This is a genomic window from Neobacillus bataviensis, from assembly GCF_019969725.1.
Genome location: NZ_JAHXYW010000006.1, coordinates 265,423 through 292,224, shown reverse-complemented (window position 1 = coordinate 292,224; position 26,802 = coordinate 265,423). Strand labels below are relative to the sequence as shown.

24 protein-coding genes and 1 pseudogene are annotated in these 26,802 nt (G+C 38.9%); 5 read left to right on the top strand and 20 right to left on the bottom strand.

The genetic code is table 11. The annotated features are described in order from the left end of the window. Positions 1 to 12 precede the first annotated feature (12 nt). The 7 genes from LC455_RS17365 to LC455_RS17335 form a co-directional block, all read right to left on the bottom strand. Complete coding sequence (locus LC455_RS17365; RefSeq protein ID WP_223592614.1) at positions 13 to 723, bottom strand: L-ribulose-5-phosphate 4-epimerase; 711 nt, start codon at positions 721 to 723, stop codon at positions 13 to 15. 97 nt (positions 724 to 820) lie between these two features. Then, positions 821 to 2,359: an FGGY-family carbohydrate kinase gene (locus LC455_RS17360; protein ID WP_223592613.1), complete on the bottom strand. Its 1,539-nt coding sequence runs from the start codon at positions 2,357 to 2,359 to the stop codon at positions 821 to 823. A gap of 44 nt (positions 2,360 to 2,403) precedes the next feature. After that, on the bottom strand, positions 2,404 to 3,516 hold the full coding sequence (locus tag LC455_RS17355) for an alcohol dehydrogenase catalytic domain-containing protein (RefSeq protein ID WP_223592612.1): 1,113 nt from the start codon (positions 3,514 to 3,516) through the stop codon (positions 2,404 to 2,406). A 39-nt stretch (positions 3,517 to 3,555) separates the two neighbouring features. After that, entirely contained in the window at positions 3,556 to 4,542 is a 987-nt protein-coding gene (locus LC455_RS17350) for an ABC transporter permease (protein ID WP_223592611.1), read from the bottom strand. After that, on the bottom strand, positions 4,539 to 6,038 hold the full coding sequence (locus LC455_RS17345) for a sugar ABC transporter ATP-binding protein (protein ID WP_223592610.1): 1,500 nt from the start codon (positions 6,036 to 6,038) through the stop codon (positions 4,539 to 4,541). The genes LC455_RS17350 and LC455_RS17345 overlap by 4 nt, the downstream gene beginning before the upstream one ends. Before the next feature lie 79 nt (positions 6,039 to 6,117). Further along, a complete protein-coding gene (locus LC455_RS17340; protein WP_223592608.1) occupies positions 6,118 to 7,062 on the bottom strand; it encodes an ABC transporter substrate-binding protein in 945 nt (314 codons plus the stop codon). A 503-nt stretch (positions 7,063 to 7,565) separates the two neighbouring features. Next, positions 7,566 to 8,153: an ANTAR domain-containing response regulator gene (locus LC455_RS17335; protein WP_223592606.1), complete on the bottom strand. Its 588-nt coding sequence runs from the start codon at positions 8,151 to 8,153 to the stop codon at positions 7,566 to 7,568. Positions 8,154 to 8,340: 187 nt separating this feature from the next. On the opposite strand from LC455_RS17335, the gene LC455_RS17330 reads away from it, so the two are divergent. Beyond that, positions 8,341 to 10,194, top strand: a complete 1,854-nt coding sequence (locus LC455_RS17330; RefSeq protein ID WP_223592604.1) for a histidine kinase dimerization/phosphoacceptor domain -containing protein — start codon at positions 8,341 to 8,343, stop codon at positions 10,192 to 10,194. Between the two features lie 90 nt (positions 10,195 to 10,284). Here the strand turns inward: LC455_RS17330 and LC455_RS17325 are convergent, their stop codons facing one another. After that, positions 10,285 to 10,740, bottom strand: coding sequence for a DNA mismatch repair protein (locus LC455_RS17325; protein WP_223592602.1), 456 nt, complete (start codon positions 10,738 to 10,740; stop codon positions 10,285 to 10,287). A gap of 286 nt (positions 10,741 to 11,026) precedes the next feature. Between LC455_RS17325 and ytzI the strand changes: the two genes are divergently transcribed. Together ytzI and LC455_RS17315 are read left to right on the top strand one after the other, a co-directional pair. Then, on the top strand, positions 11,027 to 11,191 hold the full coding sequence (ytzI, locus tag LC455_RS17320) for a YtzI protein (protein WP_440446409.1): 165 nt from the start codon (positions 11,027 to 11,029) through the stop codon (positions 11,189 to 11,191). 21 nt (positions 11,192 to 11,212) lie between these two features. Beyond that, positions 11,213 to 11,554 (top strand): zinc ribbon domain-containing protein YjdM, encoded by a 342-nt coding sequence (locus tag LC455_RS17315; protein WP_223592601.1) that lies wholly within the window; start codon positions 11,213 to 11,215, stop codon positions 11,552 to 11,554. Between the two features lie 248 nt (positions 11,555 to 11,802). Here the strand turns inward: LC455_RS17315 and LC455_RS17310 are convergent, their stop codons facing one another. Next, positions 11,803 to 12,222, bottom strand: a complete 420-nt coding sequence (locus LC455_RS17310; protein WP_223592747.1) for a GNAT family N-acetyltransferase — start codon at positions 12,220 to 12,222, stop codon at positions 11,803 to 11,805. 156 nt (positions 12,223 to 12,378) lie between these two features. Continuing rightward, positions 12,379 to 12,576, bottom strand: a pseudogene (locus LC455_RS17305) (aldehyde dehydrogenase family protein); the annotation flags it as partial. Between the two features lie 219 nt (positions 12,577 to 12,795). Between LC455_RS17305 and LC455_RS17300 the strand changes: the two are divergent. Both LC455_RS17300 and LC455_RS17295 read left to right on the top strand, forming a co-directional pair. Beyond that, complete coding sequence (locus tag LC455_RS17300; protein WP_223592600.1) at positions 12,796 to 13,998, top strand: NAD(P)-dependent malic enzyme; 1,203 nt, start codon at positions 12,796 to 12,798, stop codon at positions 13,996 to 13,998. Between the two features lie 25 nt (positions 13,999 to 14,023). Next, the gene (locus LC455_RS17295) at positions 14,024 to 14,878 is read left to right on the top strand and encodes a class II fructose-bisphosphate aldolase (RefSeq protein ID WP_223592599.1); all 855 of its coding nucleotides are present in this window, start codon (positions 14,024 to 14,026) and stop codon (positions 14,876 to 14,878) included. Between the two features lie 133 nt (positions 14,879 to 15,011). Here LC455_RS17295 and LC455_RS17290 read toward each other — a convergent pair whose 3' ends face one another. The 10 genes from LC455_RS17290 to LC455_RS17245 all read right to left on the bottom strand — a co-directional run bounded on the left by LC455_RS17290 (position 15,012) and on the right by LC455_RS17245 (position 26,802). Continuing rightward, the gene (locus LC455_RS17290) at positions 15,012 to 15,392 is read right to left on the bottom strand and encodes a cupin domain-containing protein (protein ID WP_223592598.1); all 381 of its coding nucleotides are present in this window, start codon (positions 15,390 to 15,392) and stop codon (positions 15,012 to 15,014) included. Between the two features lie 88 nt (positions 15,393 to 15,480). Then, positions 15,481 to 16,932 carry an NCS1 family transporter gene (locus LC455_RS17285; RefSeq protein ID WP_223592597.1) on the bottom strand — a complete coding sequence of 484 codons (1,452 nt, stop codon included), beginning with the start codon at positions 16,930 to 16,932 and terminating at the stop codon, positions 15,481 to 15,483. Between the two features lie 35 nt (positions 16,933 to 16,967). Further along, on the bottom strand, positions 16,968 to 18,383 hold the full coding sequence (gene hydA, locus LC455_RS17280) for a dihydropyrimidinase (protein ID WP_223592596.1): 1,416 nt from the start codon (positions 18,381 to 18,383) through the stop codon (positions 16,968 to 16,970). A gap of 196 nt (positions 18,384 to 18,579) precedes the next feature. Next, positions 18,580 to 19,491, bottom strand: coding sequence for a sugar phosphate isomerase/epimerase family protein (locus LC455_RS17275; protein WP_223592595.1), 912 nt, complete (start codon positions 19,489 to 19,491; stop codon positions 18,580 to 18,582). Between the two features lie 96 nt (positions 19,492 to 19,587). Beyond that, the gene (locus LC455_RS17270; RefSeq protein WP_223592594.1) at positions 19,588 to 21,315 is read right to left on the bottom strand and encodes a thiamine pyrophosphate-binding protein; all 1,728 of its coding nucleotides are present in this window, start codon (positions 21,313 to 21,315) and stop codon (positions 19,588 to 19,590) included. A gap of 13 nt (positions 21,316 to 21,328) precedes the next feature. Further along, positions 21,329 to 22,777 carry a four-carbon acid sugar kinase family protein gene (locus LC455_RS17265; protein ID WP_223592593.1) on the bottom strand — a complete coding sequence of 483 codons (1,449 nt, stop codon included), beginning with the start codon at positions 22,775 to 22,777 and terminating at the stop codon, positions 21,329 to 21,331. A gap of 14 nt (positions 22,778 to 22,791) precedes the next feature. Continuing rightward, positions 22,792 to 23,742 carry a transketolase family protein gene (locus LC455_RS17260; protein WP_223592591.1) on the bottom strand — a complete coding sequence of 317 codons (951 nt, stop codon included), beginning with the start codon at positions 23,740 to 23,742 and terminating at the stop codon, positions 22,792 to 22,794. Next, positions 23,743 to 24,567, bottom strand: coding sequence for a transketolase (locus LC455_RS17255; RefSeq protein ID WP_223592589.1), 825 nt, complete (start codon positions 24,565 to 24,567; stop codon positions 23,743 to 23,745). Positions 24,568 to 24,850: 283 nt separating this feature from the next. Continuing rightward, positions 24,851 to 25,792 carry a fumarylacetoacetate hydrolase family protein gene (locus tag LC455_RS17250; protein ID WP_223592587.1) on the bottom strand — a complete coding sequence of 314 codons (942 nt, stop codon included), beginning with the start codon at positions 25,790 to 25,792 and terminating at the stop codon, positions 24,851 to 24,853. 269 nt (positions 25,793 to 26,061) lie between these two features. After that, positions 26,062 to 26,802 carry a maleate cis-trans isomerase family protein gene (locus LC455_RS17245; RefSeq protein WP_223592586.1) on the bottom strand — a complete coding sequence of 247 codons (741 nt, stop codon included), beginning with the start codon at positions 26,800 to 26,802 and terminating at the stop codon, positions 26,062 to 26,064.

The window sequence follows — 26,802 nt, the reverse complement described above, 5'->3', positions numbered from 1 at the left end:
CATTCCTTACTCTTAGTTCTTCACTTCTTGGGGTTGAACCTGACCATAATAGGCATTCTTGCCATGCTTTCTTAAAAAATGTTTATCGAGAAGATGATCATCAATGGAATCAATTGTAGGTGACAGGCTTTGGGTATAGTAAGCTAGCTTCGCAATTTCCTCCATGATAACCGCATTTTCAACCGCTTTTAAAGGATCTTTTCCCCAATTGAAAGGTCCGTGACTGTTGACAATGACACCCGGAACAAAATTAGGATTTAAGTCTTTGAATGTCTCGGCAATGACTGTCCCTGTGTTCTTTTCATAGTCAGCAGCAATTTCAAGCGGAGTTAACGGCCGGGTACAAGGGATTTCACCGTAAAAATAATCCGCATGTGTGGTCCCATAGGCAGGAATGGCTTTCCCTGCTTGTGCCCATTGCGTACACCAAGGAGAATGGGTATGTACAACACCGCCAATTTCAGGAAATGCTTTGTACAACTCCAAGTGTGTCGCTGTATCGGATGAGGGATTTAAATCGCCTTCAACTTTATTTCCATCTAAATCCACTACCGGAAGGTCCTCTGCTTTTAACTGGTCATAGTCAACCCCGCTTGGTTTTATCACAACAAGCCCCAACTTACGATCAATGGCACTCACGTTTCCCCATGTATATATAACTAAATTACGCTTTGGGAGCTGCAGATTTGCTTCTAAAACCTTTTTCTTCAGTTCTTCTAACAATCAAATCACTCCGTTCTTTATTTTAAAAAAAGAAAAGCAGGTTGGATTAGAATAAAATAATCTTGACCTACTTCTCTTTTTAATAGATTCTCCAATTCTACTGATTGATCTTTGTTATACGCTTCATACTATCTTTCGTACTTACATACAAATTCTTATATTCCTCATAGTACTGATCATATACACTAGTATTTTCAGGATTCGGGTAAATCGGCTCCTCGAAATCCAGCCAATCTTTTAATACATTCGGGTCTGTGATGATCCCGGTTGCAATCCCTGCCAACACGGCATCTCCCAGCGGTGCTTCTACATCGTTTTTAATAATTCGAACTGGATAACCCGTCACATCTGCGTAAATTTGCGGCCAGTTCATCGATTTTGAACCGCCGCCGACAAAAATCAGTTCTTTATCTAGTACGGCATCCGTGCCCAATACCATTTCCATATTGTGACGCAATGAGTAAGCCACGCCTTCCATGAATGCCTTATATAAATGGCCCTTCGTGTGAACTAAACTTAGGCCCAGCACGAGACCGCGTGCACTGCTGTCCCAAATCGGGCTTCTTTCCCCCATGAAATAGGGAAGAACCAATAATCCTTCAGATCCAGCCGGAATATCTTTTGCCTGCAGATCTAATAGGGTATAAGCATTGATGCCCAATTTATCTTCAACGGCTATTTCTTCCGTACCGATCACATTTCTAAACCATTTTAAGATCGCACCCGCAGTAGCGGCCCCGCCAAAGGTATAGATAATCTCACTGGAATCTACACAGTGCGGCATACTTACTAGATTAGGAGATAAGTTTGGTGTTTGTGTAATAAATCCCCAGCACATGGAGGTTCCCAGCATCGCTACATGGTTCCCTTCAGCAAGAGCGCCGGCACCCATGGTAGCAACTGGAGCATCTACTCCACCGCAAATGACAGGAGTTCCTGCTTTTAAGCCTGTCTTTTTAGCCGCTTCCTCGGTGATTCCTCCAACAATTTCAGTACATTCTACGAGTCTTTCAGGGAAAAAGCTCAAAGGAATACCTAATTTTTCGACCATTTCCTTTGACCATTTTCTTTCTCTTAAGTTAAAAACGCCGCCGATGTTTCCGGCTGAAGAGTAATCAACCGCCACTTCTCCCGTTAAGGTGTAAACGATATAAGGGGCGGGCGGTAAAAAGTACTGGATTTTGCTCCAAACCTGCGGTAAGTTATTTTTCATCCAAAGAATTTTCGTAAATCCGAAATAGGAATTGACGGAGTTCCCTGTGATCTCAAATAATTCATCAAGGTTGATATTTTCCTCAACCCACTTTACCTCGTCTTCTGCCCGACGATCCATCCAAATTAAGCAAGGTGCCAATGGTTTCATCTCTTGATCTACTGGGATTCCAGATCCACCGTACAAGCTGCTGATCGCCACACCTTTAATCTGTTCAGGATCAACATTTGATTTTTCAACGACTGATTTTATCGTAAAATTAACGGCCTCTTCCCAAGGCTCAGGCCATTGCTGAGCCCAGGAAGGCTTTGGTGTTTCCACCTCATAGCCTTTATAACTATGCGCCAACACTTTTCCATTTGGATCAATTAATACTGCTTTTGTACCTGACGTTCCTATATCAACACCAATTAAGTAATCCATAATATCACCCTTCACGCTGCTAATCTATTATTCTAGTTACCTAATTAGGGCTTTAATAATACCTTGATGGCTTCTGGATGATGAGCCATTTCCATTGCTTCTGCAAAGTCTTCCACTTTATAAGTATGGGTAACGATTCCTTCAGCCGTTAATAGATTGCGCTCAAATAAATCGATGGCAACTGGGTATGTGTATGGACCTAAGTGGGAACCTCTTAGATCGAGTTCCTTCCTGTCACCGATGACACTCCAATCGGTTGTTACTTCACTGCCAAATACACTAAATTCGATAAATCTGCCGAGTCTTCTAACCATCTCTAAACCTTGTGTTACGCCAGATGGGTGTCCTGTTGCTTCAATATAGACATCACAGCCATACCCTTCTGTTAAATCCTTCACGATTTTGATGGCATCTTCTTCTAGTGGGTTGATTACCAGGTCCGCACCAAGCTTTTTAGCTGCTGCTAATCTTTTCTTATTCGTATCTAAAACAATTAATTTCTTCGGTGTTTTTAAAGCAATGAGCTGGACCATACATAATCCGAGTGTACCTGCACCTGCTAGCACGACCACATCTTCAAATTCGATCGTTGCTCTTTGAACGGTATGAACCGCACATGCCATCGGTTCTACTAGGGCAGCCTCTTCAGCGGTTACACCATCAGTAATTTTATAGATTCTTGCCGTGCTGCTAAATTTCATATATTCAGCCCAGCCGCCTTCTGCCACATCTTTTTGGAATCCATAAATATTATGAACATCACACATCCAGTACTTTCCTGTTGTACAGAATTTACATTTTCCACATGGGTTAATTTGGTCAGTGGTGACGCGGTCCCCCACCTGCAGCCCATATTTTTCAGCAGAACCTTCTCCTAATTCAGCGACAATGCCATAGAATTCATGGCCAGGAATAACCGGCGCCTTCATCCAAGGATCTTCTCCGCCCCAATACATTTGCGATCCATGGTATGCCTTTAAGTCGCTGCCGCAAATTCCGCAAGCTTCTACTTTAATGACGACTTCTTCTTTACCTGCTTTTGGTACAGCTACTTCTTCCACACGATAATCTTCCGGACCATGTGCTACAACAGCTTTCATTGTTTTTGGTAATGCTGACGCTTCAACCGCTTTTACTGTTTCTGGTACTACTGACATTTCAAACATCTCCCTGTAGGTAATTTTTCAAAAAATTGGTTAATCTTTTTGACGGAAACTGCTATAATAGATGGCTGCCACGATAATGGCCCCTTTTAGAACACGTTGAACATATGGGGATACACCCATTAGGTTTAGCCCGTTACTTAAAACTCCTAATAATAAGGCACCAAGAATGGTTCCAAAAATATGTCCGCGGCCGCCGGCAATACTCGTTCCACCTAATACAACGGCAGCAATAGCGTCCAATTCATATCCTTCTCCTGCCATCGGCTGTCCGGAAGAAAGTCTTGAGGTCATAATTAAACCACTGATGGCAGCTGTAATCCCACTGACTAAATAAACAAAGATCTTAATTTTTTTAACTTTAACACCCGATAATCGAACCGCTTCTTCATTACCGCCGATTGCATAAATATATCGGCCGATTGGTAAATGATTTAAGATGATATAAGCAGCGATAAAGACTAGAATCATGATCACCGCAGGCATTGGAATAACACCAAACAAATTTCCTCTTCCGATAAAAGCATAGGATTTTGATACACCAGATAATGGATACCCGCCTGTATAAAGCAGCGCAGCGCCTCGGGCAACCTCCATCATCGCTAAGGTAACAATGATGGCTGGTATTCTGGCATGGGCAATAAATAAACCATTAATGTAACCAAGCACCGCACCTAAAACGATTCCAAGTAAAACAGCGGCGATCGGCGGCATTCCCATGTTGATCATCAGGCCCACCATAATCGTACCGGTGAACGCCATCACCGAACCGACGGATAAATCGATACCGCCTGTTAAGATAACGAAGGTCATTCCAACGGCTAAAATTCCGTTAATGGAAACCTGCCTAATAATATTTGAAACATTTTCCGTCGTTAAAAACTGTGCCGTAGAAAAACTAAAGAAGGCACATAGAACAAGAAATCCCAGTAAGGTTAACATTTCAGGCGTTTTAAACGTTTCTTTCACGCTAAATGCTTTTGTTTGATACGATAATTTCTGGACATTTACATCATTCATTTACTAACACCACCCGTTGCATAATACATTACTTTTTCAGAATCAGCTTTTCTTCCATCGATTTCTGCCTTTATTTTTCCTTTGTGCATAACGAGCACGCGATCACTCATCCCTAAAATCTCCGGTAATTCGGAAGAAATCATAATAATCGATAGCCCTTTATCTGCCAGGCTTCTCATTAATTTATAAATCTCTTCCTTCGCCCCAATGTCAATTCCACGGGTAGGTTCATCAAAGATTAACACTTTACAGTCCGTATTCAGCCATTTTGCTAATACGACCTTTTGTTGATTCCCGCCGCTTAAATTTTTAACCATTTGCTTGCTGCTTGGTGTTTTGATTAATAAATCTTTAATCGATTGATCAATGAGGGAATCTTCTTTTTCCTTGTTAATGACTCCCAAAAAGCCCGTTAGTTCTTTTAAAATAGGTAAACTGATATTATTTTTTATCGTCATATTGAGGACGAGACCTTGAGTCTTTCGGCTCTCTGGAATGAGGGCGATCCCATGTGCCAAGGCATCAGTAGGGTTTTTAATATCGACCTTTTTCTGGTTGATATATACTTCCTTCTCCTTTGCAGGGTCAGCGCCGATTAGCGCTCTTACCGTCTCTGTTCTGCCGGATCCGACAAGACCGGCAATTCCGATAATTTCACCCTTTTTCAAAGAAAACTGTATATCTGCAATACTTTTATTACTTAACTTTTTCACTTCCAACAGCATTTCTTCCTTGCCTACTTGAGATGGCTTTTCAGGAAACGCATTGACAATTTCACGGCCAACCATCATTTTTACAATATCCTGCTTGGTAACGTTCTTTATTTCTCTTGTGCCGACCCATTCCCCATCCCGTAAACACGTCATTCGGTCACACATTTTGAGGATTTCGTCCAAATGATGCGATATATATATAATGGTTACACCATCAGCTTTCAATTTCTCAATTAACTCAAATAATTTATCAATTTCTTTTCCAGTTAAACTGGCCGTCGGTTCGTCAAAAATTAATACCTTTGTATCAATGGCAATGGCTTTGGCAATTTCAATAAATTGCTGGTTTGCCACACTCAAATGTGCGACAGGCTTGTTCAGGTCTATATCCGCATTTAACCTTTTCATGACTTCTTCTGCTTCTTTTCTCATCTTTCTTCTGTCTAATAATCCATTTGATTTCCTTTTCTCTCGACCCAAGAAAATATTATCAACACCGCTCAAATAGGGAATTAAACTGAACTCTTGATGAATAATACTGACTCCTAATTGTTGTGCTTGCTTAGGATCTTGGAATATGACTTCCTTGCCATCTAAACGAATTTCACCTGTTGTCGGTGTATAAACACCGGAAAGAATTTTCATGAGTGTCGACTTTCCCGCTCCATTTTCTCCAACTAACGCGTGAACCTCACCGCGTCTAATATCGAAACTGACGCCTTTTAGGGCTTTAACTCCGGGAAATTCCTTCGTTATATTCACAATTTCTAATACTTTATCCATCGTAATCACCTTCCCCTCTTACATTTTTTAAAGCGGGCGGGCGTTTTCCATCATGTCAACGCCCGCCTGATTGTGACGATTACCAGCTGAAGCCTTTTGCGTTATCTTTTGTTTGTAATTTAACATCAATTGGGACTTCTTTCGGTACTACTTTTGCTCCCCAAAGCTTAGATAATGCCATACCAAGACCAATTCTCACCTGATCTCTTGGATATTGTGCTGTAGTGGCTTTAAAGGCGCCGCCTTTTAAAATGGCTTTAATGGCTTCTGGATGACCATCAACGCTATAAATCCCTACATTTTTGCCAGATGCTTCGATTGCACCTAATGAACCTAGAGCACCTTCATCATTTACACTGAATAGTGCATTTAAATCTGGATTCGCTTGTAACATATTTTCTGTGACTTTCATGGCTTCTGCTCTGTCTTGTTTACCGTTTTGAGTGTTTACGATTTGAATGCCAGGATTCTCAGCCATTGCTGCTTTAAAGCCTTTTACACGTTCAAGGATAGGTACTACCGGAATACCATCTAGAATTGCAACTTTACCTTTCCCGCCTAAATCTTCCGCCATCTTTTTACCTGCTAAATAACCAGCATCATAGTTTTTAGATCCAACAAAGGAGTCGATTGGACCTGACGCCTGTGCGTCAACCGCTACTACAATCACACCCGCTTTTTTAGCTGCCACAACCGCTGATTCTACACCCTTACTATCAGTTGGATTAATTAATAAAATGTCGATTTTCTTTTGAAGCATATCGTCAATATCATTGATTTGTTTGGAGACGTCATGCTGCGCATCTGCAATCACGACTTCTGCCCCAATTTCCTTTGCTGCATCTTCCAACGCTTCTTTCATGGAAATAAAGTAAGGATTATTCATTTCTTGGAAGGACATACCGATCTTGATTGTTTTTGCTTTTTTGTCTCCTGCAGCACTGCTTTGATTTGAACAGCCGGCCGCGATTAGCATGATGCATGCTAGTAAAAGTGCAAACATTTGTTTTGACAGTTTTTTCATTTTGTTATTCACCCCATAATTTTTATTATAAAAACCTTTGTTATTTTAAGAAGAATATAAAGCGTTTTCCAAAATTCACATGATAATCGTAATGGATGGAAACGATTGATCCTATGAATTTTTCCCCTCCCCCTTATTCTTCATAAAAATACCATTGAATATCGATTTGATGTTGAATATCACCCCTTTCAAAGGTCATTAATCTCTTGTACACGTTTTCATATGCATGAAAAATAAAAAATGCCTTATATACGCAAGTCTTTATGTTTAAAAAAACATAAAAATTGCGTATATAAGGCACCCATAGCCATCATAAATTTTATACCAGCCGTAAGCATAAAATTTAAAGTATTAAATTTTGAAATATTGTTTTTCTATACCACACATGAGTATAGAATTCGAATGAAAGATTACAACCTCTTAACTATATGTTCATTATAGTTTCACAGATTATAAGAGTCAAGTGCAAATTTTTCGAATACTCGACATTTTATGATAATTGTTTAAGAATGAAATAAAGCATCTGCTTCAATCAGTTCTTTCGCAATCACGACTAATTTTTTATTTTTGTCCCTGCTCATTTGCTGCAGTCGTTTCATCGCGTCTGCTTCTTTTAAATTCATTCTCTCCATTAAAATTCCTTTTGCTTTTTCGATATGTTTGCGTGCTTCCAATGCATTCTTCGTACTGTCTAGCTCATCCTGTAATTTCTTAAATTCTTCAAATCTGGATAAACTAATATTGATAGCAATCTTTAAATCTCCAATATCGATAGGCTTTAGTAAATAATAGAGGACTCCTTCTTCCGTTGCCCGATTAATTAGTTTTTCATCATGATAGCCGCTGACAATAATGCTGGGGATAAAGAGGGTTTCATTGATTTTTTTAATCGCATCGATCCCATCGAGATTTGGCATATTAATATCCATAATCACGAGATCCGGCTTTGTCTCTAGCGCTAATTCTACTGCCCTCAACCCGTCTGTAGCGGTCCCTACTACCTCATGGCCCAGCTTTTCAACGTAGGACTTAATCCCCATTAAAACTAAAAATTCATCCTCAGCAAGTAAAATCCGTAATGATTTTTTCATAGATCATCACCATCCATTTGATCTTTACTTTAACTTTTAAATGAAAGCGTTACCCAATTCACATATACTATTTATAGTAACATCGTTTTTTAAAAAATCTATACTTTGATTGCAGAAATTTCACAAACTTCAGAGGAAGATGATTTAATATTATCTATAGAACTAAATAAAAGGTGGAGGCAGGATTTTGTCGAAGTTTATATTTGAATGTAGAAATCTTACAAATAATACTCCTGATGGACATATAAAAAATATAAATTTAAATTTAAGATATTCAGAAATTCATGCAATCATTGTCAAAAACAGCTCTGAACAAAAGGTTTTGATCGAATCCATCAAGAATTTACTAGATCATCCAAATGCGCAGGGAGAATTAAGATTTAAGGATCAAAGTCTTAAAAAAAGTAAATACAATAAAAATAAAATTGCCATTTTACATCAAAAGCCGTCATTGATTAACAACTTCTCCGTTGCGGAAAATCTCAATTTAGGAAATATACCCACCATGAGATTTCTTCCGTTTATCGATTGGCGCAAAATTAAGAGTAAGTCCAAAATATATTTAGAAAAATTAGACTTCCCAATCGATTATCGAACTAAAGTACGAAAATTATCGGATGAAGCCAGACGACTTGTCTATATCACCCGCATTTTCTTACAATACCCCGAAGTCATTATCATGCACGAACCGATGGAAGGACTGTCAGCTGAAAATGCAACAAAGCTATACAATACCATGAAGCAATTTAAAGAAGAAGGTAAAAGCATTATTTATATCACGAAGCAATGGGAAGATGCCTTAAAGCTTGCGGATCGAATCTCGATTCTATCCAAGGGAACCATTACGGATGAAATGCCCGCTGACAAAGCCAAAAGTGACCCGCAAAGTTTGTTAAGAAAGATTGAAGATTACAATTTTAAAGAGAACGATCAGTTTAATGTGGATGATGATACAAAAAATGTTCTTGATGCTGTTTTTAAAGCGGCAGAATTTCTGACATCAGAATACGAGCTAAAAGATGTACTATTACTGTTAGCGAAAGAAGCCACTCGTGTCATGAATGCGGATGGGTGCTCCATTAAATTAATCGATGAGTCCACCTGGAGTACGATTGATGATTTTGAATTCAACAATAATAAAAATATAAAAGCCCAATTGACAAAAGAAGCGATTTTATTAATCGCGAAAGGGAAAGACATCTTTTATGCCAATCAAAATGATCGCGAATTCAACTCCTTGTTTGAAAAGATCGATAACGTAAAAACGATTATCTGTGTTCCTGTGTTTATTCGATCTCAAGTCACAGGAATCATTCAATTATCTTACGAAAACTTTTATGTTCATTCGAAAGAGGAGTCCAAACATTTATCAGCGTTAGCGCTTCATGCTGCCATTGCGATTGAAGATACAAGGTTATTGGGGAAATCGGCGTTATTACAAGAAAGTCATCATCGGATCAAAAATAATCTTCAATCGGTTGTAAGCTTGATATCATTACAAAAAATGTTTGTAAAAAATACCCCTGATCAATCCATCGATGATTTATTGGATAGTATTATTAATCGAATCAAAAGTATTGCTTCCGTCCATAATCTTCTTTCGAAAGACAAATTAGGAAGAAGTATTATTAACGTGAAACAAATCATCGAAGCGATTATCGGCCTCATTAATGATCAGCCAAAAGTCGAGATCCATTTAGATTTGGATGATATACTCATCCCGTATAATAAAGCCACATCTATTGCGCTGATGATTAATGAGTTAGTCATGAATTGCTTTAAGCATGCGTTTAAAGATATGGAATCAGGTTTGATTGATATTCAGTGTAAACGGTTTGACGATTATATTTTCTTATCCGTTCGTGATAATGGGCGTGGATTCCCAGAAAACTTTGATATCACAAAGGTCGATAGCCTTGGATTATCTATTTTGCAAGGAATAGTCGCCAGCGACTTTCAAGGGGAAATGAATTTTAAAAGCGAAAAAGAAAATACAGTCGTGGAAATCAAACTGCCTACTGAGAGGATTTTTCTGCATTGATAGGGAAACCATGGGGACGGTTCTTGTGGCTTTTTTGAGCCACAAGAACCGTCCCCATGGCCCTTCCCATGGCCCTTCAAAGGCAGCAGTTTATTTTAAATAAAGGTTACCAAATTCCAAATCAAGGCTTAACTTTCTTTCTAATTTATCAATACTACCTCCACCTGCTATAAAAATTTCTAATTCTTTTACTACATTTTTTCCTGTATTTTTACTAAAATGATCACTTTTTGGTAACCTGTCCACTGTAATCACTTCGGGAGTTCGGTCTGCCCTATAAAGCCTACCTGGAACCTGTTTCCAAAAATCATTCCACTCCTCTAATAGTCCTATGTCATTAAAATAATATCGTTGCACACCACATAGCCAAGCAGTACATGCGGTATTTCTTTTTTGACAGCCAACTTGGTCTTCTATAAATTCGCATCCAAAGCAACAGGAATTTCCACTATTGATACAGACCCTACAAATTTCATTTGCTCCAATTTCTTCAAATATTTTTAAACCGTAATTAATTATTTCATCTTTCGTCATTTCAATACTCATTTTTACCCCACATTTTCAATAAATTTTATATCCTTTTTTTCTAAGAGTTCAAAATGGGTTGATGCTGTTATTTATAATATATTGTATAAATCGTATGAATAAACTTTCAAAGCACTTTATCAAAAAACCTTTGACTTAATATAAAATCAGGTATAGATTCATATTATGCTATATTCAAATAATCAGATATACAAATAGTTTATATGGTGAAGTGTTTCTGTGCAACATGACCAGCTATAATAATCGTTTTGCTAATAATGAATGAAGTCAGGTGAATAAAATGATAATGGGTTTTATTATTGTTGGGGTTTTGATTGTTTTAATTGTGCTATTCTTAAGTGTTATAACAACTTCCAAAGCATATACCTACAAGCATACGGTAGATTCCTTGGAAAACAATCCAAATATAAGTGGAGATAGAAAGATAATAAATAGTAATAAAAAGGATTAGATGAACGGAGGAAATGCAATTATGTCAAATTTACCAAATTGCCCAAAATGTAATTCAACATATACTTATGAAGATGGAATTCTTTATGTTTGCCCAGAATGTGCTTATGAGTGGACCTTGGATTCAAAAACCGAAAATATTGACGATAAAAGGATTTTCAAGGATGCAAATGGAAATGTCTTAACCGATGGTGATACTGTAACAGTAATCAAAGACCTTAAAGTTAAAGGGAGTTCTTCAGTCTTAAAAGTAGGTACAAAGGTTAAAAATATCCGTTTAGTTGACGGAGATCATGATATTGATTGTAAGATTGATGGTTTTGGAGCTATGAAATTAAAATCTGAATTTGTGAAAAAGTTATAATGGACAGGAATCGTATAGGCTATTAGAATGAAAGCCTTGCTCAACACATGCTTTTCCTTGATTATTCCGACTGTTTAAACAATACTGGTATGAGAATAAATTTATATATAAGGACAATTAAATTCCGAAAGATAAAAGCCTGTATCATTGATTACCAAGTAAACATGATACAGGCTTTTTTTTTAATCCTTCTTATTGAACTAACGCACTCGTTGAATAAGTTTCTTAATAAAATTAATGTTTAGCTGTTAAAACAATTTCTTTTCTAAATAATACTGTTTATATCCTTTTGGGTGATCTTCTACTATCCCAACAACCTTAAATCCCAACTTTTGATAGAAGTCTGGTGCCTGGAAGCTAAAAGAATCTAATAGTATTAGTCTGCAATTATTTTCTCTTGCCGTTTTTTCAATATGATTTAATAACTCTTTACCATAACCTTTACCTCTTAATGAATTATCGACCCATAGATAATCAATGTGTAAATGGTACCAGAATATCGTTCCAGTAATCCCCCCAACTATTTTTCCATCATCATTTCTAAGTATATGGCTAACATTTATTGATTTTTGTTTTACTTCATCAGGTAGTATCGAAAGGTTATATTCAATTACCTTTTTTCTAATATAATCACTATCTTCTGAAACCCATTCCTTAGAAATTTTCATAGTTCCCCTCCATATTTTATAATATTCAGAACAATTATAATATAAATCCTTTATAACTATATTATCTTGTTTAATTATCTGAGTTACTCTGTTTGAGAAAACCACAGGGACGGTTCTCATGGCTCTAAAAAGCCGCAAGAACCGTCCCCCTGGTCGTCAAGTCTGCTTAATCCCCATAAATTTAATATCCGTCATTTCTGTAATGGCAGATGCAACTCCTTCCAGACCAATCCAGCTGATCTTGCCGCCATATGGATAATTATCCTGTACGACTGTCGAGATTTCATTGATCCATACCCCGCCGGTTTCTAGAGCTTCAAAGAATCGGAAAGCCCAGTTAATATCAGAGGTGAATACGCCTGCTGCATCCCATGGTCCAAAAGATGAAAAATTTTTTGAAAATTATTGAAATAATATAGATAATCATGGTATGCTTTTTATATCAAAAATGAAACGATGTTGCTTAATAACAAACAACATAAGCCCCACAATACTTTTAATATAGATTCGGAGACTTACAGTTTATACAATTGTGATTCTCTTAAAAAAAAATGAATGGAGACGTTAAAAGCTATGAGAAATTTGAAGGATATGTCGCTGGAACTGCACAAACAGTCACAGGGAAAATTAAATGTTGGTGTTAAGGTTACGGTAGAAAATACAAATGATTTAAGTTTGGTCTATTCTCCAGGAGTAGCAGAGCCTTGCAAAGAAATTCATCAAAACCCTGAAAAAATTTATGACTATACCATAAAAGGAAATCTTGTTGCAGTCGTATCCGACGGATCTGCTGTTTTAGGCCTTGGAAATATTGGGCCAGGTGCAGCAATGCCAGTTATGGAAGGAAAAGCTGCGTTATTTAAGGCTTTTGCTGATGTGGATGCCTTCCCTATCTGCTTGAATACGAATGATGCGGAACAGATCATTCAAACTGTAAAATTGTTAGAACCAACATTTGGAGGAATCAATTTGGAGGATATTTCAGCACCGAATTGTTTCATTATTGAAGAAAGACTAAAGAAAGAAATGGGAATCCCGGTTTTTCATGATGATCAGCATGGGACGGCAATTGTCACAGCAGCCGGTCTGATTAACGCGCTAAAGGTTGTCGGCAAACGCCTTGAGGATATAAAGGTCGTGGTCAATGGCGCAGGTGCAGCAGGGATTGCCATTACAAAACTACTTATCAGTATGGGTGTATATGATATTATCTTGTGTGACACAAAGGGTGCCATTTATAAGGGACGCAAGGATGGAATGAACGCCATGAAAGATTCCATTGCAGAGGTGACTAATAAAGGAAATGTTCAAGGCCCTTTATTTGAAGTAATCAAAGGAACAGACGTGTTTATTGGCGTATCTGTGGCTGGAGCGCTGACCCAAGAAATGATTATGTCTATGAACAAAGACTCGATTATTTTTGCAATGGCAAACCCGGTACCTGAAATCATGCCAGATGAGGCACTTAATGCCGGTGCGGCAGTAGTAGGGACTGGAAGATCTGATCTGCCGAACCAGGTTAACAATGTACTAGCTTTCCCTGGTATCTTTAAAGGCGCGCTGCAGGTTTATGCTTCTGATATCAATGAAGAAATGAAATTGGCTGCTGTGTACGCAATTGCTAATTTAATCGAGCCTGAAGAGCTCACACGCAACTATGTAATTCCTCATCCGTTTGATAAAAGAGTCGCAAATGCCGTAACGAAGGCGGTAGCAGAAGCCGCTATCAAAACGGGAGTTGCCCGAAAGAATATCAAAACGGAAATCATTGTATAAGAGGATTATTTTAGGAGGAATAGAAGTGCCTTTAGTTTCCATGACAGAGATGCTTAACAAAGCGAAGGCGGAAGGCTACGCGGTTGGGCAATTTAACCTTAATAACCTGGAGTTTACCCAAGCAATCCTTCAAGCTGCAGAAGCGGAAAAATCACCCGTTATCCTTGGTGTGACTGAAGGGGCCGCCTGTTATATGTCCAGCTTCAAAACCGTTGTTAAAATGGTAGAGGGCCTAATGGAAGATTTAAATATAACAGTTCCAGTGGCGATTCACCTTGACCACGGTTCAAGCTTTGAAAAATGTAAAGAAGCGATCGATGCAGGCTTCACTTCTGTTATGATTGACGCTTCCCACCACCCGTTCGAACAGAATGTAGCGGCCACTTCGAAAATAGTAGAATACGCTCACGAAAAAGGAGTTTCTGTGGAAGCGGAATTAGGAACAGTCGGAGGACAAGAGGATGATGTTTCTGGAAGCATCCTTTATGCTGACACTCAAGAGTGTGTTGAACTTGTAAAACGTACAGGGATCGACTGTCTTGCACCTGCATTAGGTTCCGTTCATGGCCCATATAAAGGCAAACCAAATCTTGGATTCAAAGAAATGGAGGATATCAGCAACCTAACTGGTGTACCTTTAGTTCTTCACGGCGGTACTGGTATTCCAACAAGAGATATCGAAAAATCTATTTCTCTTGGTACGGCTAAAATCAACGTTAATACCGAAAACCGAATCGCATCTGCGAAAGTGATTCGTGAAGTATTGGCAGCAAAACCAAATGAATACGATCCACGTAAATATTTAGGACCAGCTCGCGATGCCATCAGAGAAACGGTAATCGCCAAAATGCGCGTATTCGGTTCTTCCGGCAGAGCATAAACCAAAAGCAGACTTCGGGCATTTTTGCTGTTTGCCAATATGGTCATATAAAAACCGTCCTTACCTTAAGGGCGGTTTCTCTGTGTTAAAAAAAGAAGCTGATTCTATTCTATGAATCAGCCCCTTTCCATTATTATTTTGTGTCGTGTAGAATTAAATCCATTGGAAGCGGTCCGGCAACCCCAATAACAACGAATCGCTCATTGCTTGTATTGCACATACCATGTTGCTGGCCAGGATAATTAATGATGATATCACCTTTCCCAATTTCTACCTCTTCACCATTTCCTGGATAAAAAGTCCCTGTCCCCTCAACAACAATCCAAAGGTCATCTGAAGTGGTATGGGAATGCTTATAAATTTCCTGACCTGGTTCTAAACACCAAACCGCACCGGCAGTTTTTTCAGTTTCATAGAATATGTTCTTTTTCCCCTGATTTTGATCAAATTGAATGATCTCATCCAACTTAAAAAACCTTTTGGTTGATGAGGCTTCTTTTGCCGTTTTCTCCATTGTGAATACTCCTTTAATAAATAGATTAGACAAAATATTCAGAATTTAAATTATAAAATAAAATGAAGAAAAGATTTCCACTAACCATTTATTGTTGGGTATTTTGACTATTTACATTTTTTACAATTTCATATCTTACTGAGGTTGTTTCCAATATAGTACCCTTTTTAAACAATGAATTTTTAAAGGCATATTTTGTTAGAAGAAAATAGGCGATACCGCCCACAACAAGGCCAACAATCCATGCTAGATCCACTTTGATAAAAGCTGCACCTGCGCCAATGAGCATGGCTAGTACCGCGCTTGGGTTAATTCCAGAGAATGGACCATCTTCTTTATACAAATCTGCCACATTTATTTTTTGCTTTCTAAAAATGAAATAATCAACTAACAATATGGAAAGAATCGGGCCTAAAAATGCGGAATAGATACTAATAAACAAACCCAGACCCTTTGCCGATGAATCCTGAACAAGAACCCAAGGGAATGCGCAAATCGCAAGCAGTCCTGTTATAATAACAGCGACTTTATAATTTACTTTTGTAAGCAATGTAATAACGTAGGCTGGAGAAATAATATTGGCAACCAAGTTTACTCCAATGGCAGACAATATAATAAATGATGAGACAAAAACAGTAATATAAGGATTATCGACCACAACCGCAAACGCCTTAACGGGATTAATAATTCCTGTTGCGGAAGAGAGCATTGCGCCAACAATCATGGCAAAGCCGTACGAAAAGATTAGAGGAATAAGATATACAAAACTTTGTTTTGTCTTACTCATACCTGATTTCAACTCTCTTGAATAGTCAGCTGCACTTAAGAAGAGAGCAGCATAGTTTCCGAGCATCACCATGATGGACGCCACGAACGGCACACCCCAAGAACCTTTTACATGAACCCAATTCTGAGCCATAACGTCACTATGGGATTTCATAAGAATGACAAAAACATAAGCCAGCGCTAACATAATAACCGTACCTGTCACCATTTGTACCCATTTAATAGCATGGAAACCAAACATCGAAAGAAAAATTTGCACGCCCTGCAGGACTAAGAAACTAATAAAAATATTATCAAAGGTACCACTAGAAAAAACCTTAACAATTTCATTCAAGGCCGTAGCACCGATCCAGCTTTGGAAGCCGTACCAAACGATGGCTGGGATTCCGCGCAAAAGGGAGGAGATAATACCACCTTTCATACCGAAAGACATTCTAAGATGGACTACATAAGGAATTCCGGTATTGTATGCAAGTCTTCCATTTAAAACAAAAAGAGTGGTGATAATGGCGAGGGCAATAATCGTTGCAACAAGGGTTTGGGCAAAGTTAAGCGTGGCCACTCCTGCGACAAACAAACTTGAGCCAATCGTTATATTTCCCATATTAACGCCTTCACCGAGCCACATAAACATAAATTTTACTGGACTTAATTCCCTATGCTCAAGGGAAGTGGGTTTCAAGGATTCATCTATATTCGTATCAAATTGAACCTCTGTTTTTTCCATAATGGAAGCTTCTGGCATTGATGGCATGGTATTTTCATCTCCTTTTTATTTGTTTTCTGCTTTTAAACTTGCATTTCCTTTTGCTGATTCAAGCTGGGGGTTTTTTGTAATCTGTCACGAAGTATATACTTCCCGCGACCCAGTTCCCCAATAAAGTGACCGTCCTTTACAATAATCTCACCCCGGGATAAAACATGAGTAATCACCCCTTGAACTTCCATGCCTTCATAAGCGTTGTAGTCAAGATTCTGGTATTGGGTTTCTGCACTAATCACTCTTGAACGGTTCGGATCCAAAATGACGATGTCTCCATCCTTGCCGACGGAAATCGAACCTTTTTTCGAAAGACCAAACAGCTCGGCAGGGGCAGTACTGATGGCCTCAACAAATTTCTGCAGGGAAATTCGTCCTTCATGGACACCAAAGTGATACAACAACGGGAAGATATCTTCAAGACCTGGCATGCCATTTGGAATCTTAGAGAAATCATCCTTACCAAGGGTTTTTTGGCCTTCAAATTGGAAAGGACAATGATCCGACCCCACCACAGAAATAAGGCCGTTACGAATACCATTCCATAAAACATCCTGATTCCATTTTTCTCTTAGTGGAGGTGAGCAAACGTATTTACCACCCTCAAAGTCGGGAAGATCTAAATAACTAATATCAAGAACCAAATAATGCGGACACGTTTCTGCAAAGGCCTTCACTCCACGTTTCTTCGCTTCGTTCACTTTTTGTAAAGCGTCTGCACAGCTGACATGGACGATATAAACAGGGGCATCAGCTGCCTCGGCAATCGCTAGCGCTCTGCCAGTAGCTTCGGCCTCCATGATTGTCGGGCGGGTATATCCATGATAGATCGGGTCTGTTTTTCCTTCAGCGATGGCCTGTTTGACAAGTTCATCAATCACATCACCATTTTCTGCGTGAACATTGGTAATCACTCCAAGTTCCCCAGCTTTTTTCATAATCTTATACATTTCAAGGTCATTAACCATCAATTCTCCCTTGTAAGCCATAAACAGTTTAATAGAACTAACGCCGTATTCTTCGGCTAAAATGGGCAATTCCTCTAGGACTCTATCACTGTATTCATTAATAATCGCATGAAGCCCATAATCAATAGCAGATAATTTCCCTTTTTCAATCCACTCCTTCTGTGTATCAATTAAAGAAGCCCCTCTTTTTGGATTCGTAAAGTTAATAATACTGGTAATTCCACCAACTGCTGCCGCTTTGGTACCGCTTACAAAATCATCCGCCGTACCTGTACTCTGAAACGGCCAAGCCAGATGGGTGTGAACATCTATTCCACCTGGCAATACGTATTGATGACTAGCATCGATAAGACGGTCTCCGATTTCAGGTTTAATTTTTTGTGCAATCGAAGTAATCGTGGTTCCTTGAATTTCTACATCCGCTTTGAATACGCCTCCAGCTGTAACAACCGTACCGTTTTGAATAATTGTTCTCATTTAGAACACTCCTTTAAAGAATAGCTGTTTTAAAGAATATAGTTGATTTTTAACACTGTTGATTGGAGCGGAAGGCGCGAAGACTCCCGCGAACCGCTCGCGCCCGGAGCATAAATCAACAATTCCTCATGAGTATAGGTAGAATGATTTCCCTCACCCAGTTTGATTCAATGCATGATTCACTGTCCCTACTCGTTTATAAACGAGCCCATGCTTCAACTAATGTTCTCTTAGATTGTGCAATCACAACATCTGAGGATTCATTTCCAACCGGTTTTACTTCAAAAGCAACCACATTTCTGGAACCTTCTCCGATATAACCAATTTCTAATAAAACTCTTAAGTACTCAGTTAATTCCTTCACATCATTCTCACTTCCAGGATAACCAAAGCGCGGATGCTGGTCGCCATAGGCAGGATCATTTTTATCTTTGATGTAGCAGTTACCGATATGGGCATGATTGATATAATCCCTTGCAATCATCAAGGCATCCCTTGAGGTTTCTCTTTGCATTGGCAGATGGCTTAAATCCAGCATTAAACCAAATGTAGGGTCAACCACCCTTACTTCTTTTGCTACTTCAACCGCTAATCGATTGGAGCCGATTAGGCATTTTTTATCGGTTTCGTCATCAAATGTTTCTAATGAAAGAACAAGATTTCCTTTACTTCTTGCATATTGGGAAAGTTCGATAATCGAATCCGTAAGCAATTGAAGGGCTCTGTCCTCATCCTTTTCAGGTTTTGGACCGCTTAAAAAGCCTAGCTTTGCTGCGTTTAATTCATAAGCCTGGTCGATGGCTCCTTTAACCAAGTTAATAGCCGTTTGGCGTTTTTCAGGGTCGAACGAGTTCAAATCTCCTTTGTTGCTTAAAAGAATGGGCTGGGCGCCGAAGCCGATTGTCATTCTGCCTGATTCCAAAATAGAAGCAACTTTGCTTCTTTCTGCCGGATCATTAACTCTTGTCACTTCAATCCCTGAGAAAAAATCATCGGTAACAATTTTTTTCACTGTTTCCGAAATCGGACCATCACCTTTCATGGCCTCAGGAAATGCCATAAAGTGTACAATGCCGACCTGCATGAAATGTTGAAGATCTGTTTTCATAAATACCTCCGGAATAAATCCGGATTTCCCCCTTTCAGTACGGGAAAAAGGGACCTATGTGTCCTTTTTTCCCGGTAAATATTTTTAGTAGAATGATTACTTTGAATATTTAAAACCTGTTAACGATCCATTATTTGAGAATTCACAAACGGCAGTTGGATCAACAACTACTTCAATTAAATATGGTTTTCCGCTCTCTACTGCACGCTGCAATGCTGGTTTAATTTGATCATAGTGAAGGACAAGCTCACCGCGGACACCCATACCTTCCGCAGTCTTAACAAAGTCAATTCCACGCTCTTCATTGTCACAAAGCTCATTTTTGTAAATAAGATCTGTAGAAATGGTTCTTTCGTTATAAAACCAGTTCTGTTGTTGCCGGATTAGTCCGAGCAATGAATTGTTTAATACGAAAATGATGACAGGAATATCATGTTTAGCGGCAGTAGCAATATCTTGTAATGACATACCCAAGCTTCCGTCTCCAAGGAAATTTACCGCTTGACGCTCAGGAAATGCCAGCTTGGCAGCCATTGCAGCTCCTAATCCCCAGCCCATCGTTCCTGCTCCTCCTGTTAATAAATAGGTTCGAGGAACATAAGTTTCAAATAATTGGCAAGACCAAATTTGGCTGATCCCACAGTCATGAGAAATAAAGGCATCGCGATCTAAGAATTCACGTAATTCTTTAAGAGCACGTTCTGGACGGATTGGAAGAGTATCGTAGTCTTGCTTCCGTGCATATTTCTTTCTTTCTTCTGTTAAATCAAGCTTTTGAACACCGGCTTCTGCAGCGGCAGCAACTCCTGCCCCTAATTCTCTATAAGCTTTTGCTAAGTCCGCCATAAAGGATTTAACATCTGCCATTATTCCTAGTTCCGTTTTTACGGTTTTACCAATCTCTTTTTTATCAAGGTTAATATGAATGATTTTGGCATCACGTTTGAAAATGTCGACTGCACCTGTGCTGCGGTCTGCAAAACGGCCGCCCAAGTTAATGATCAAATCGGATTCAAGAATGGTCATGTTACCATATGGTGTATCAAGCATGGTTCCCATACGACCTGCAAATAATGGATGATCGTTAGGGAAAGTATCCATTCCCATACCAGTCGTAACTACAGGAATTTGTAAGGTTTCAGCTAAATCTTTCAATTCTTCAGTAGCGTTTGCAAGGTTTACACCGCCGCCAGAAACAAGAACTGGTTTTTTAGCATCCTTTAAATAGGTTAATACTTCAGCAATTTCTTGTTCAGAAGCATGTGGCAGAACTTCCGGCTCATCTACAAATTCATCCCAATCAACTTCTACTAATTCTTTTTGTGTATTGATAGGAAGGTCAATTAAAACAGGACCCTTTCTTCCAGTTGTAGCAGTTGTCCAAGCTTCGTGGATCATTCTTGCAGCATCTTTTCCATCAAGCAGTTGATATACAGCTTTACACACAGGTTTTGCCATTTCACAGATTGGTGCTTCTTGGAACTGCATGGTTCCTAGTAGTCTCGAACTTTGTTGCCCAGTAAATGCGATCATTGGAATAGAATCCATATAGGCGCCATATAAACCAGTTAGGAAGTTTGTTCCGCCAGGACCGGATGTTGCTGCGCAAACTCCCACTTTCCCTGTTGCTCTTGAGTAACCATCAGCCATAAATGCTCCTGTTTGCTCATGGCGAACGACATAAGATTCAATAGTAGTGTTATTACGAATAGCATCATATAATGGAAGAATTGCCGCTCCCGGAACACCGTAAATATGTTCAACACCTTTACGAACTAGGTACTCCGCGATTGCCTCTGCAGCTGTCATTTTTCGTTTAACCATGATGATCTCTCCTTTAACGAGTGAATTGATTTATTTTTTTAAAAATATCGGTAATCGTATTTTTCTGGCCAACATTCCCTGGAAAGACAATATAGGCTGTATTCTTAATTCTAGCTTCTTCACCTGTAAGCAAGACTGGTACACCAGCTGCTGCCTGTCCGAGGATCTTCGCTTTTTTAATTCCCAATCCGCTTGTAGCGATATCACTCGAAGTGATTCCACCCTTTGCCATTATGAATCTTGGTCTTAATTTTAATAAATGGACTAATTCAACAAGTGTGTTTGAAATGGTTTGACTATATTTCAAGTTATCTTCTTTGTTTGCTGCTTTAATCACACTTCGGCTTGTATAAACCACCGTATCTTCTCCATTTGCAATCGATTGTTCTAGTAAACTAGAAACTCTTAAAATCTCATCCTTCTGATCAAATGAAGATAGGATTTTTTCAACATTAACCTCGATTGATTTAACATGGACCTCAGATATTAAGTCGGAAAGCTGATCGGTTGTTTTCTTCGTATGGGAACCAACAACAAGTAATCCGCCATAACCTTCAATCGATTGGTCATTAACCATTTCTTTTGCCTCAAGGTAGGGTTTATGATTAAACCCGCCTACTGATTTAACGAAAGAAGCAGCCGTTCTGAATAAGAAGTGCTTACCCTGGTCGATTGCTTTTAAGACAGCCAAAGAAACAATATCCAAATCTTGATAGTTAACAGCATTGACGACTATTGGAGCATTATTGGCTGCTCTATTTAGAATCGAAAGGACTTGATCCACACCACCCTGACGAATATCTTCTAAAGTAATTGTTAAGATGGTTGGAAGTGAATAGGAACCTTCTGATTTTTCAACGATATAGTCAGGGAGATTTGCAGTTGAGTATCCGAATACTGAATCCTTGGCAAATTCCGTTTCATTGGCTGGTACAAGAACCTTATCTTCTAATAAATAGTGAGTGTTCTCGACTGTGTATCGGTTTCCTTCAAAGAAGGCAGGGATAACCAAATGTCCTGAAACTTCCCAATTCAATTTTTCTGTTAAGACCTTCTCAATCACAGAGATTTCTAACGGGTAGTGTCCTCGCAATGTGGAATCACCGCGGCTGATCACTGAAAATGAAATATCTAGTTCTTTTGAAACCTCTACCAAGTTTTGAATAATTTCTGTATTAATGGCTGTTGCTTTTTCAGAGTCATAGCTTCTTGTATTGGTTAAAACATAGAGAACATTTCGATCATCAGCTAATCCTTCTCGAAGCCATTTCTTATCCCAGTCAGTGATGACATAAACATCATGGACGGTTTGTACTCCTGTAGGATCATCATCCAAAACAACAAACTTATGATTGGATTGCTTAAGCTTTTCAGCAATTTTTTTTCGGAGTGGATTTTCACTTTTTTGTGTTGAGGCATTGCTAAGGATTTCTTGGTAAATCGTGTCTAATAGTATCGTCACGTTTTCCCCCTCCCTTATTTCACTAAAGCAGAATTGACTAGCTCTTCAACATCAGAGACAATTCTTGAAGCTCTTAATTGGAAGAAGTCAAGAAGTTCATGCATTTTGCCGGATACACCAAAACGGTCTTGTGTACCCACTCTTTTAAGTGGAACTGGATGGTTTTCAGCAAGCACCTCAGCAACAGCACTTCCTAAACCGCCAATAATGGAGTGTTCTTCTACGGTTACAACATGGCCTGTTTTGGACGCTGATTTAACAATGGCTGCAACATCGATTGGTTTAATGGTATGAATGTGCAACACGTCTGCCTGAATACCTTTTTGAGAAAGCTGTTCAGCTGCTTTAAAGGTCTCATCCAGCATGATTCCTGTACTAATGAGTGTTACGTCGTCGCCATCACGGTATTTAATCGCTTTGCCAATTTCGAATGGATCTTCTTTCTTTGTAACGATCGGTACTGGAAGTTTGCCAACCCGTAAATAAACCGGCCCCTCGAAGTGATAAGCTGCTTCTACCGCTTTTTCCATTTCAACTGAATCAGCAGGTACGATCACCGTCATTCTTGGCAATGAACGCATTAGTGAAATATCTTCAAGTGGTAAATGGGTGGCACCTTCCTGGGCAGCTGATGTACCAGCATTATGACCAACAATCTTAACATTGTTATTGGAATAACATACGGAAATTCTCATTTGGTCAAAAGCGCGGCCAGTTAGGAAGTTGGCATAGGCATTCGCAAAAGGAATTTTGCCGCCAATCGCTAAACCTGCCGCAGTTCCAACCAAATCACATTCGGAAATTCCTACGTTAAAGAACCGCGTTGGAAATTGATCTTTAAATAGATTAGTAAGATTTGATTTTGCACAGTCTGCATCTAAAACAACTAAATCTTCATGTTGATGTCCAAGCCTAATTAGAGCTTCACTAAATCCTTCACGAGGTGCTTTTTGTTGTACGGTCATTTATACCAACTCCTTTAATGCCAATTCTAATTCCTCGTCATTTGGAGCTAAGCCATGCCACTTATGTGTGTTCTCCATAAATGAGATTCCTTTACCTTTAACCGTGTGAGCCAGGATCGCTGTTGGCTTGCCTTTTGCCGTTTTTGCTTCTTCAAAGGCAGCATGTACCTGTTCTAAATCATGGCCATCAATTTCAATGACATGCCAGCCAAACGCTTCCCACTTGGCAACAAAATCCATCATTCCTTTAACGTTTTCAACATAATCATCTAGTTGGATTTTGTTCCAGTCGATAATGGCGCAAACATTGTCAAGCTTGAAGTGGGCTGTTGTCATGGCTGCTTCCCATACTTGACCTTCTTGGGATTCACCATCGCCAATCATGACATAAGAGCGTCTGGATTTACCATCCAGCTTTGCAGCTAAGGCAACACCATTTGCTAAAGATAATCCTTGACCAAGTGAACCTGATGAGGCATCCACTCCCGGAATATGTTCGCCGCACGGATGACCATGCAGGCGTCCATCAACATCTCTAAATGTCATTAGTTCTTCGACTGGGAAAAAACCTTTTTCTGCTAAAACAGAGTAGTAAACTGGAGTACAATGTCCTTTTGATAAAAAGAAGACATCGCGTTCTTCCCAATCAGGATTAGTAGGATCGACATTCATGTGCTCAAAAAAGAGATCCATCAGTAATTCAGTTGCAGATAATGACCCTCCTGGATGTCCGCTTCCTGCATGGTGTGTCATTCTTACAATGTGCTGGCGAATTTTTTTTGCTAAGCCAACTAAAAATTCTTTTCTATCTGGTGCTAACACCATTTAATTCCCTCCCTATGTTGCTTATTACGAAACAGCGTTTCTATTATAACTTAAAAAAAAGCAACAATTTTAATGACTACTTCTTTTCTCCAATGACGTAAATGCTGAATCACAATACGAAGATCCAAAACCAAACAATTTAACGATATATCATTTCGTGTTGCTTATTAAGAAACGCTGTTTCAAAGTTATTTTATTTAAGAAAATCATACCATTCAAAGCAATCACTTTCAATATGTTTTTAGAAATTTTCACATTTTTCAATTTCTATTTCCTATTTCGCTTAAATGGTTCCACTTACTTCCATAACATCACCTTGGACGGTTCCATTGTTTTGTTTTCGTCTGAAAGTATTTGTTAATTTACCGAGTTTTTCAATTTCAATTGTTACTACATCACCATCTTTTAGCCAAACCTTTTTGTCTTCAGGATACCCCAAAATAACCCCTTCTGGTGTTCCCGTTAAAATAATGTCACCTGGTTGAAGTGTTATATGTTGGGAAACATAACTCACTAGTTCACCACAATTAAAAATCATATCTGAAGAATTGGAATCCTGGCGAATTTCTCCATTAACGGATAAGGTAATCGTTAAATTATTGGGATTTTCGACTTCCTCTTTACTAACTAAGTTGGGACCAATTGGACAGAATCCATCGCATGATTTCCCAAGGAGCCACTGCGAAGTTTTGTTTTGTAAATCACGCGCAGAAACATCATTTGTAGCACAATATCCATACACAATAGACAGTGCAGCCTCTGTTTTAATATTTTTTGCCCGTTGGCCAATAACAATGGCTAATTCTGCCTCATAGTCTACTTCAGAAGATGTACTAGGTATCAAAACCTCTTTTCCATGGGCATTAATTGTATTATTAAATTTACTAAATACAATCGGAACCTGAGGAAAAGGCATATTACACTCGATGGCGTGCTTTTTGTAATTCAATCCGATACAAATAATTTTTGGCGGTTCAGGTACACAAGGTCCATAGTTAAGTGAATCTTCCTTTAAAAATAACGCATCATCCATTTGGGAATTTTCAACCAGCCTTTTCAGCCCTTGTTTTGCACGTTCCCCACCAGTAATCAATTCAAGTACTGTTTTTGGTATATCTTTAATATAAGGAAACCTTGTGGATGCTGCTTCAGTGTCTAATATCCCCCTATTTGTTTTGACTCCTAAAACAAGTTGTTCATCTTTGTAAAAAGTAACAGTGATCACAACCTAAGCCTCCTTACGATAATTCGCGGAAGATTCCAATACTAGCCGCTATGTATCTGATATTAAATGAAATACATGTATGGTATAATAAGGATCATCTGCACATTGACAATTGCATACATAAAGGGTTGGGACAGCAAATCTTCTGTCCTGTAAAATGTATGGAGCGTCATCGATGACGTTAATCATCATGCAGATACCTTTTTTTCAAAAATATAAATGAAGAGAGCATTACAACCCCCCACAGGTTGAATGCTCGTTATAGTGAATTAGTTATTTACCGTTACCCTTGAAAATACTTTACCCCATCCCTTTACCACTTTAGGATCTATATCTACCATTTTTAAACATTCCCACAAAAGGACATTAATGGTGTCATACATTGGCAAGTTATATTTTTCTTCGTAGTATTCTACTTTGTTTACGGCAGGGAAATTTGTACATACGACACTTAATGCATCTGCCGGTGTTATGGCTACGGATTGGATTTGCTCTTCAATCCTTTCTTGTGTTACTTGGCTGAAAGAACGATTATGTGTTTGAGAAAGTCCTGAAATATTAATTGTTTCAACATTACAGTGCTTTTTGTATTGTTCTGCAATTCGTTCGTTAATTTCAGAAATGTACGGAGTGACAAGGTGTACCGATTTAATATTGTGCTCTTTAAACGCCCTTACTTGAGACAACATGGAAGTAGTTGCCGGAATACCTGTTCTTTTGGTAATGGCTTCACAAAGCTCACGGTCTACATCGAATCCCAGCCATCCGCCTGATGTACCATTCCATGCAATGACATCCACTTCAGCATGTGCTAACAATTCTGCAGCTTGAAGCATTGGCTCAAAATTAAATTGGCTTAAAGCATCTTGTTCAAGTGAAATTTTCGTAACCTCAAAGCGTCCATAGTGGCAAGTTACTTCCGGTACATTGTAAAGCATTCTGGAGCAGATTGGCTCTAAAGTCGTGTTAGAAGATGGAGTAAGCATTCCTATTTTTTTAGGTTCATTCAT

What these genes read in the sequence shown, in the direction of transcription:
- LC455_RS17245 (WP_223592586.1), bottom strand. Translation starts at nt 26,802, where the DNA reads ATGAATGAACCTAAAAAAATAGGAATGCTTACTCCATCTTCTAACACG.
- LC455_RS17255 (WP_223592589.1), bottom strand. Translation starts at nt 24,567, where the DNA reads ATGGTGTTAGCACCAGATAGAAAAGAATTTTTAGTTGGCTTAGCAAAA.
- LC455_RS17315 (WP_223592601.1), top strand. Translation starts at nt 11,213, where the DNA reads ATGTCAAATTTACCAAATTGCCCAAAATGTAATTCAACATATACTTAT.
- LC455_RS17260 (WP_223592591.1), bottom strand. Translation starts at nt 23,742, where the DNA reads ATGACCGTACAACAAAAAGCACCTCGTGAAGGATTTAGTGAAGCTCTA.
- ytzI (WP_440446409.1), top strand. Translation starts at nt 11,027, where the DNA reads ATGGGTTTTATTATTGTTGGGGTTTTGATTGTTTTAATTGTGCTATTC.
- LC455_RS17285 (WP_223592597.1), bottom strand. Translation starts at nt 16,932, where the DNA reads ATGCCATCAATGCCAGAAGCTTCCATTATGGAAAAAACAGAGGTTCAA.
- LC455_RS17270 (WP_223592594.1), bottom strand. Translation starts at nt 21,315, where the DNA reads ATGGTTAAACGAAAAATGACAGCTGCAGAGGCAATCGCGGAGTACCTA.
- LC455_RS17275 (WP_223592595.1), bottom strand. Translation starts at nt 19,491, where the DNA reads ATGAAAACAGATCTTCAACATTTCATGCAGGTCGGCATTGTACACTTT.
- LC455_RS17310 (WP_223592747.1), bottom strand. Translation starts at nt 12,222, where the DNA reads ATGAAAATTTCTAAGGAATGGGTTTCAGAAGATAGTGATTATATTAGA.
- LC455_RS17340 (WP_223592608.1), bottom strand. Translation starts at nt 7,062, where the DNA reads ATGAAAAAACTGTCAAAACAAATGTTTGCACTTTTACTAGCATGCATC.
- LC455_RS17335 (WP_223592606.1), bottom strand. Translation starts at nt 8,153, where the DNA reads ATGAAAAAATCATTACGGATTTTACTTGCTGAGGATGAATTTTTAGTT.
- LC455_RS17290 (WP_223592598.1), bottom strand. Translation starts at nt 15,392, where the DNA reads ATGGAGAAAACGGCAAAAGAAGCCTCATCAACCAAAAGGTTTTTTAAG.
- LC455_RS17325 (WP_223592602.1), bottom strand. Translation starts at nt 10,740, where the DNA reads ATGAGTATTGAAATGACGAAAGATGAAATAATTAATTACGGTTTAAAA.
- LC455_RS17350 (WP_223592611.1), bottom strand. Translation starts at nt 4,542, where the DNA reads ATGAATGATGTAAATGTCCAGAAATTATCGTATCAAACAAAAGCATTT.
- hydA (WP_223592596.1), bottom strand. Translation starts at nt 18,383, where the DNA reads ATGAGAACAATTATTCAAAACGGTACGGTTGTTACAGCTGGAGGCGTA.
- LC455_RS17300 (WP_223592600.1), top strand. Translation starts at nt 12,796, where the DNA reads ATGAGAAATTTGAAGGATATGTCGCTGGAACTGCACAAACAGTCACAG.
- LC455_RS17345 (WP_223592610.1), bottom strand. Translation starts at nt 6,038, where the DNA reads ATGGATAAAGTATTAGAAATTGTGAATATAACGAAGGAATTTCCCGGA.
- LC455_RS17355 (WP_223592612.1), bottom strand. Translation starts at nt 3,516, where the DNA reads ATGTCAGTAGTACCAGAAACAGTAAAAGCGGTTGAAGCGTCAGCATTA.
- LC455_RS17360 (WP_223592613.1), bottom strand. Translation starts at nt 2,359, where the DNA reads ATGGATTACTTAATTGGTGTTGATATAGGAACGTCAGGTACAAAAGCA.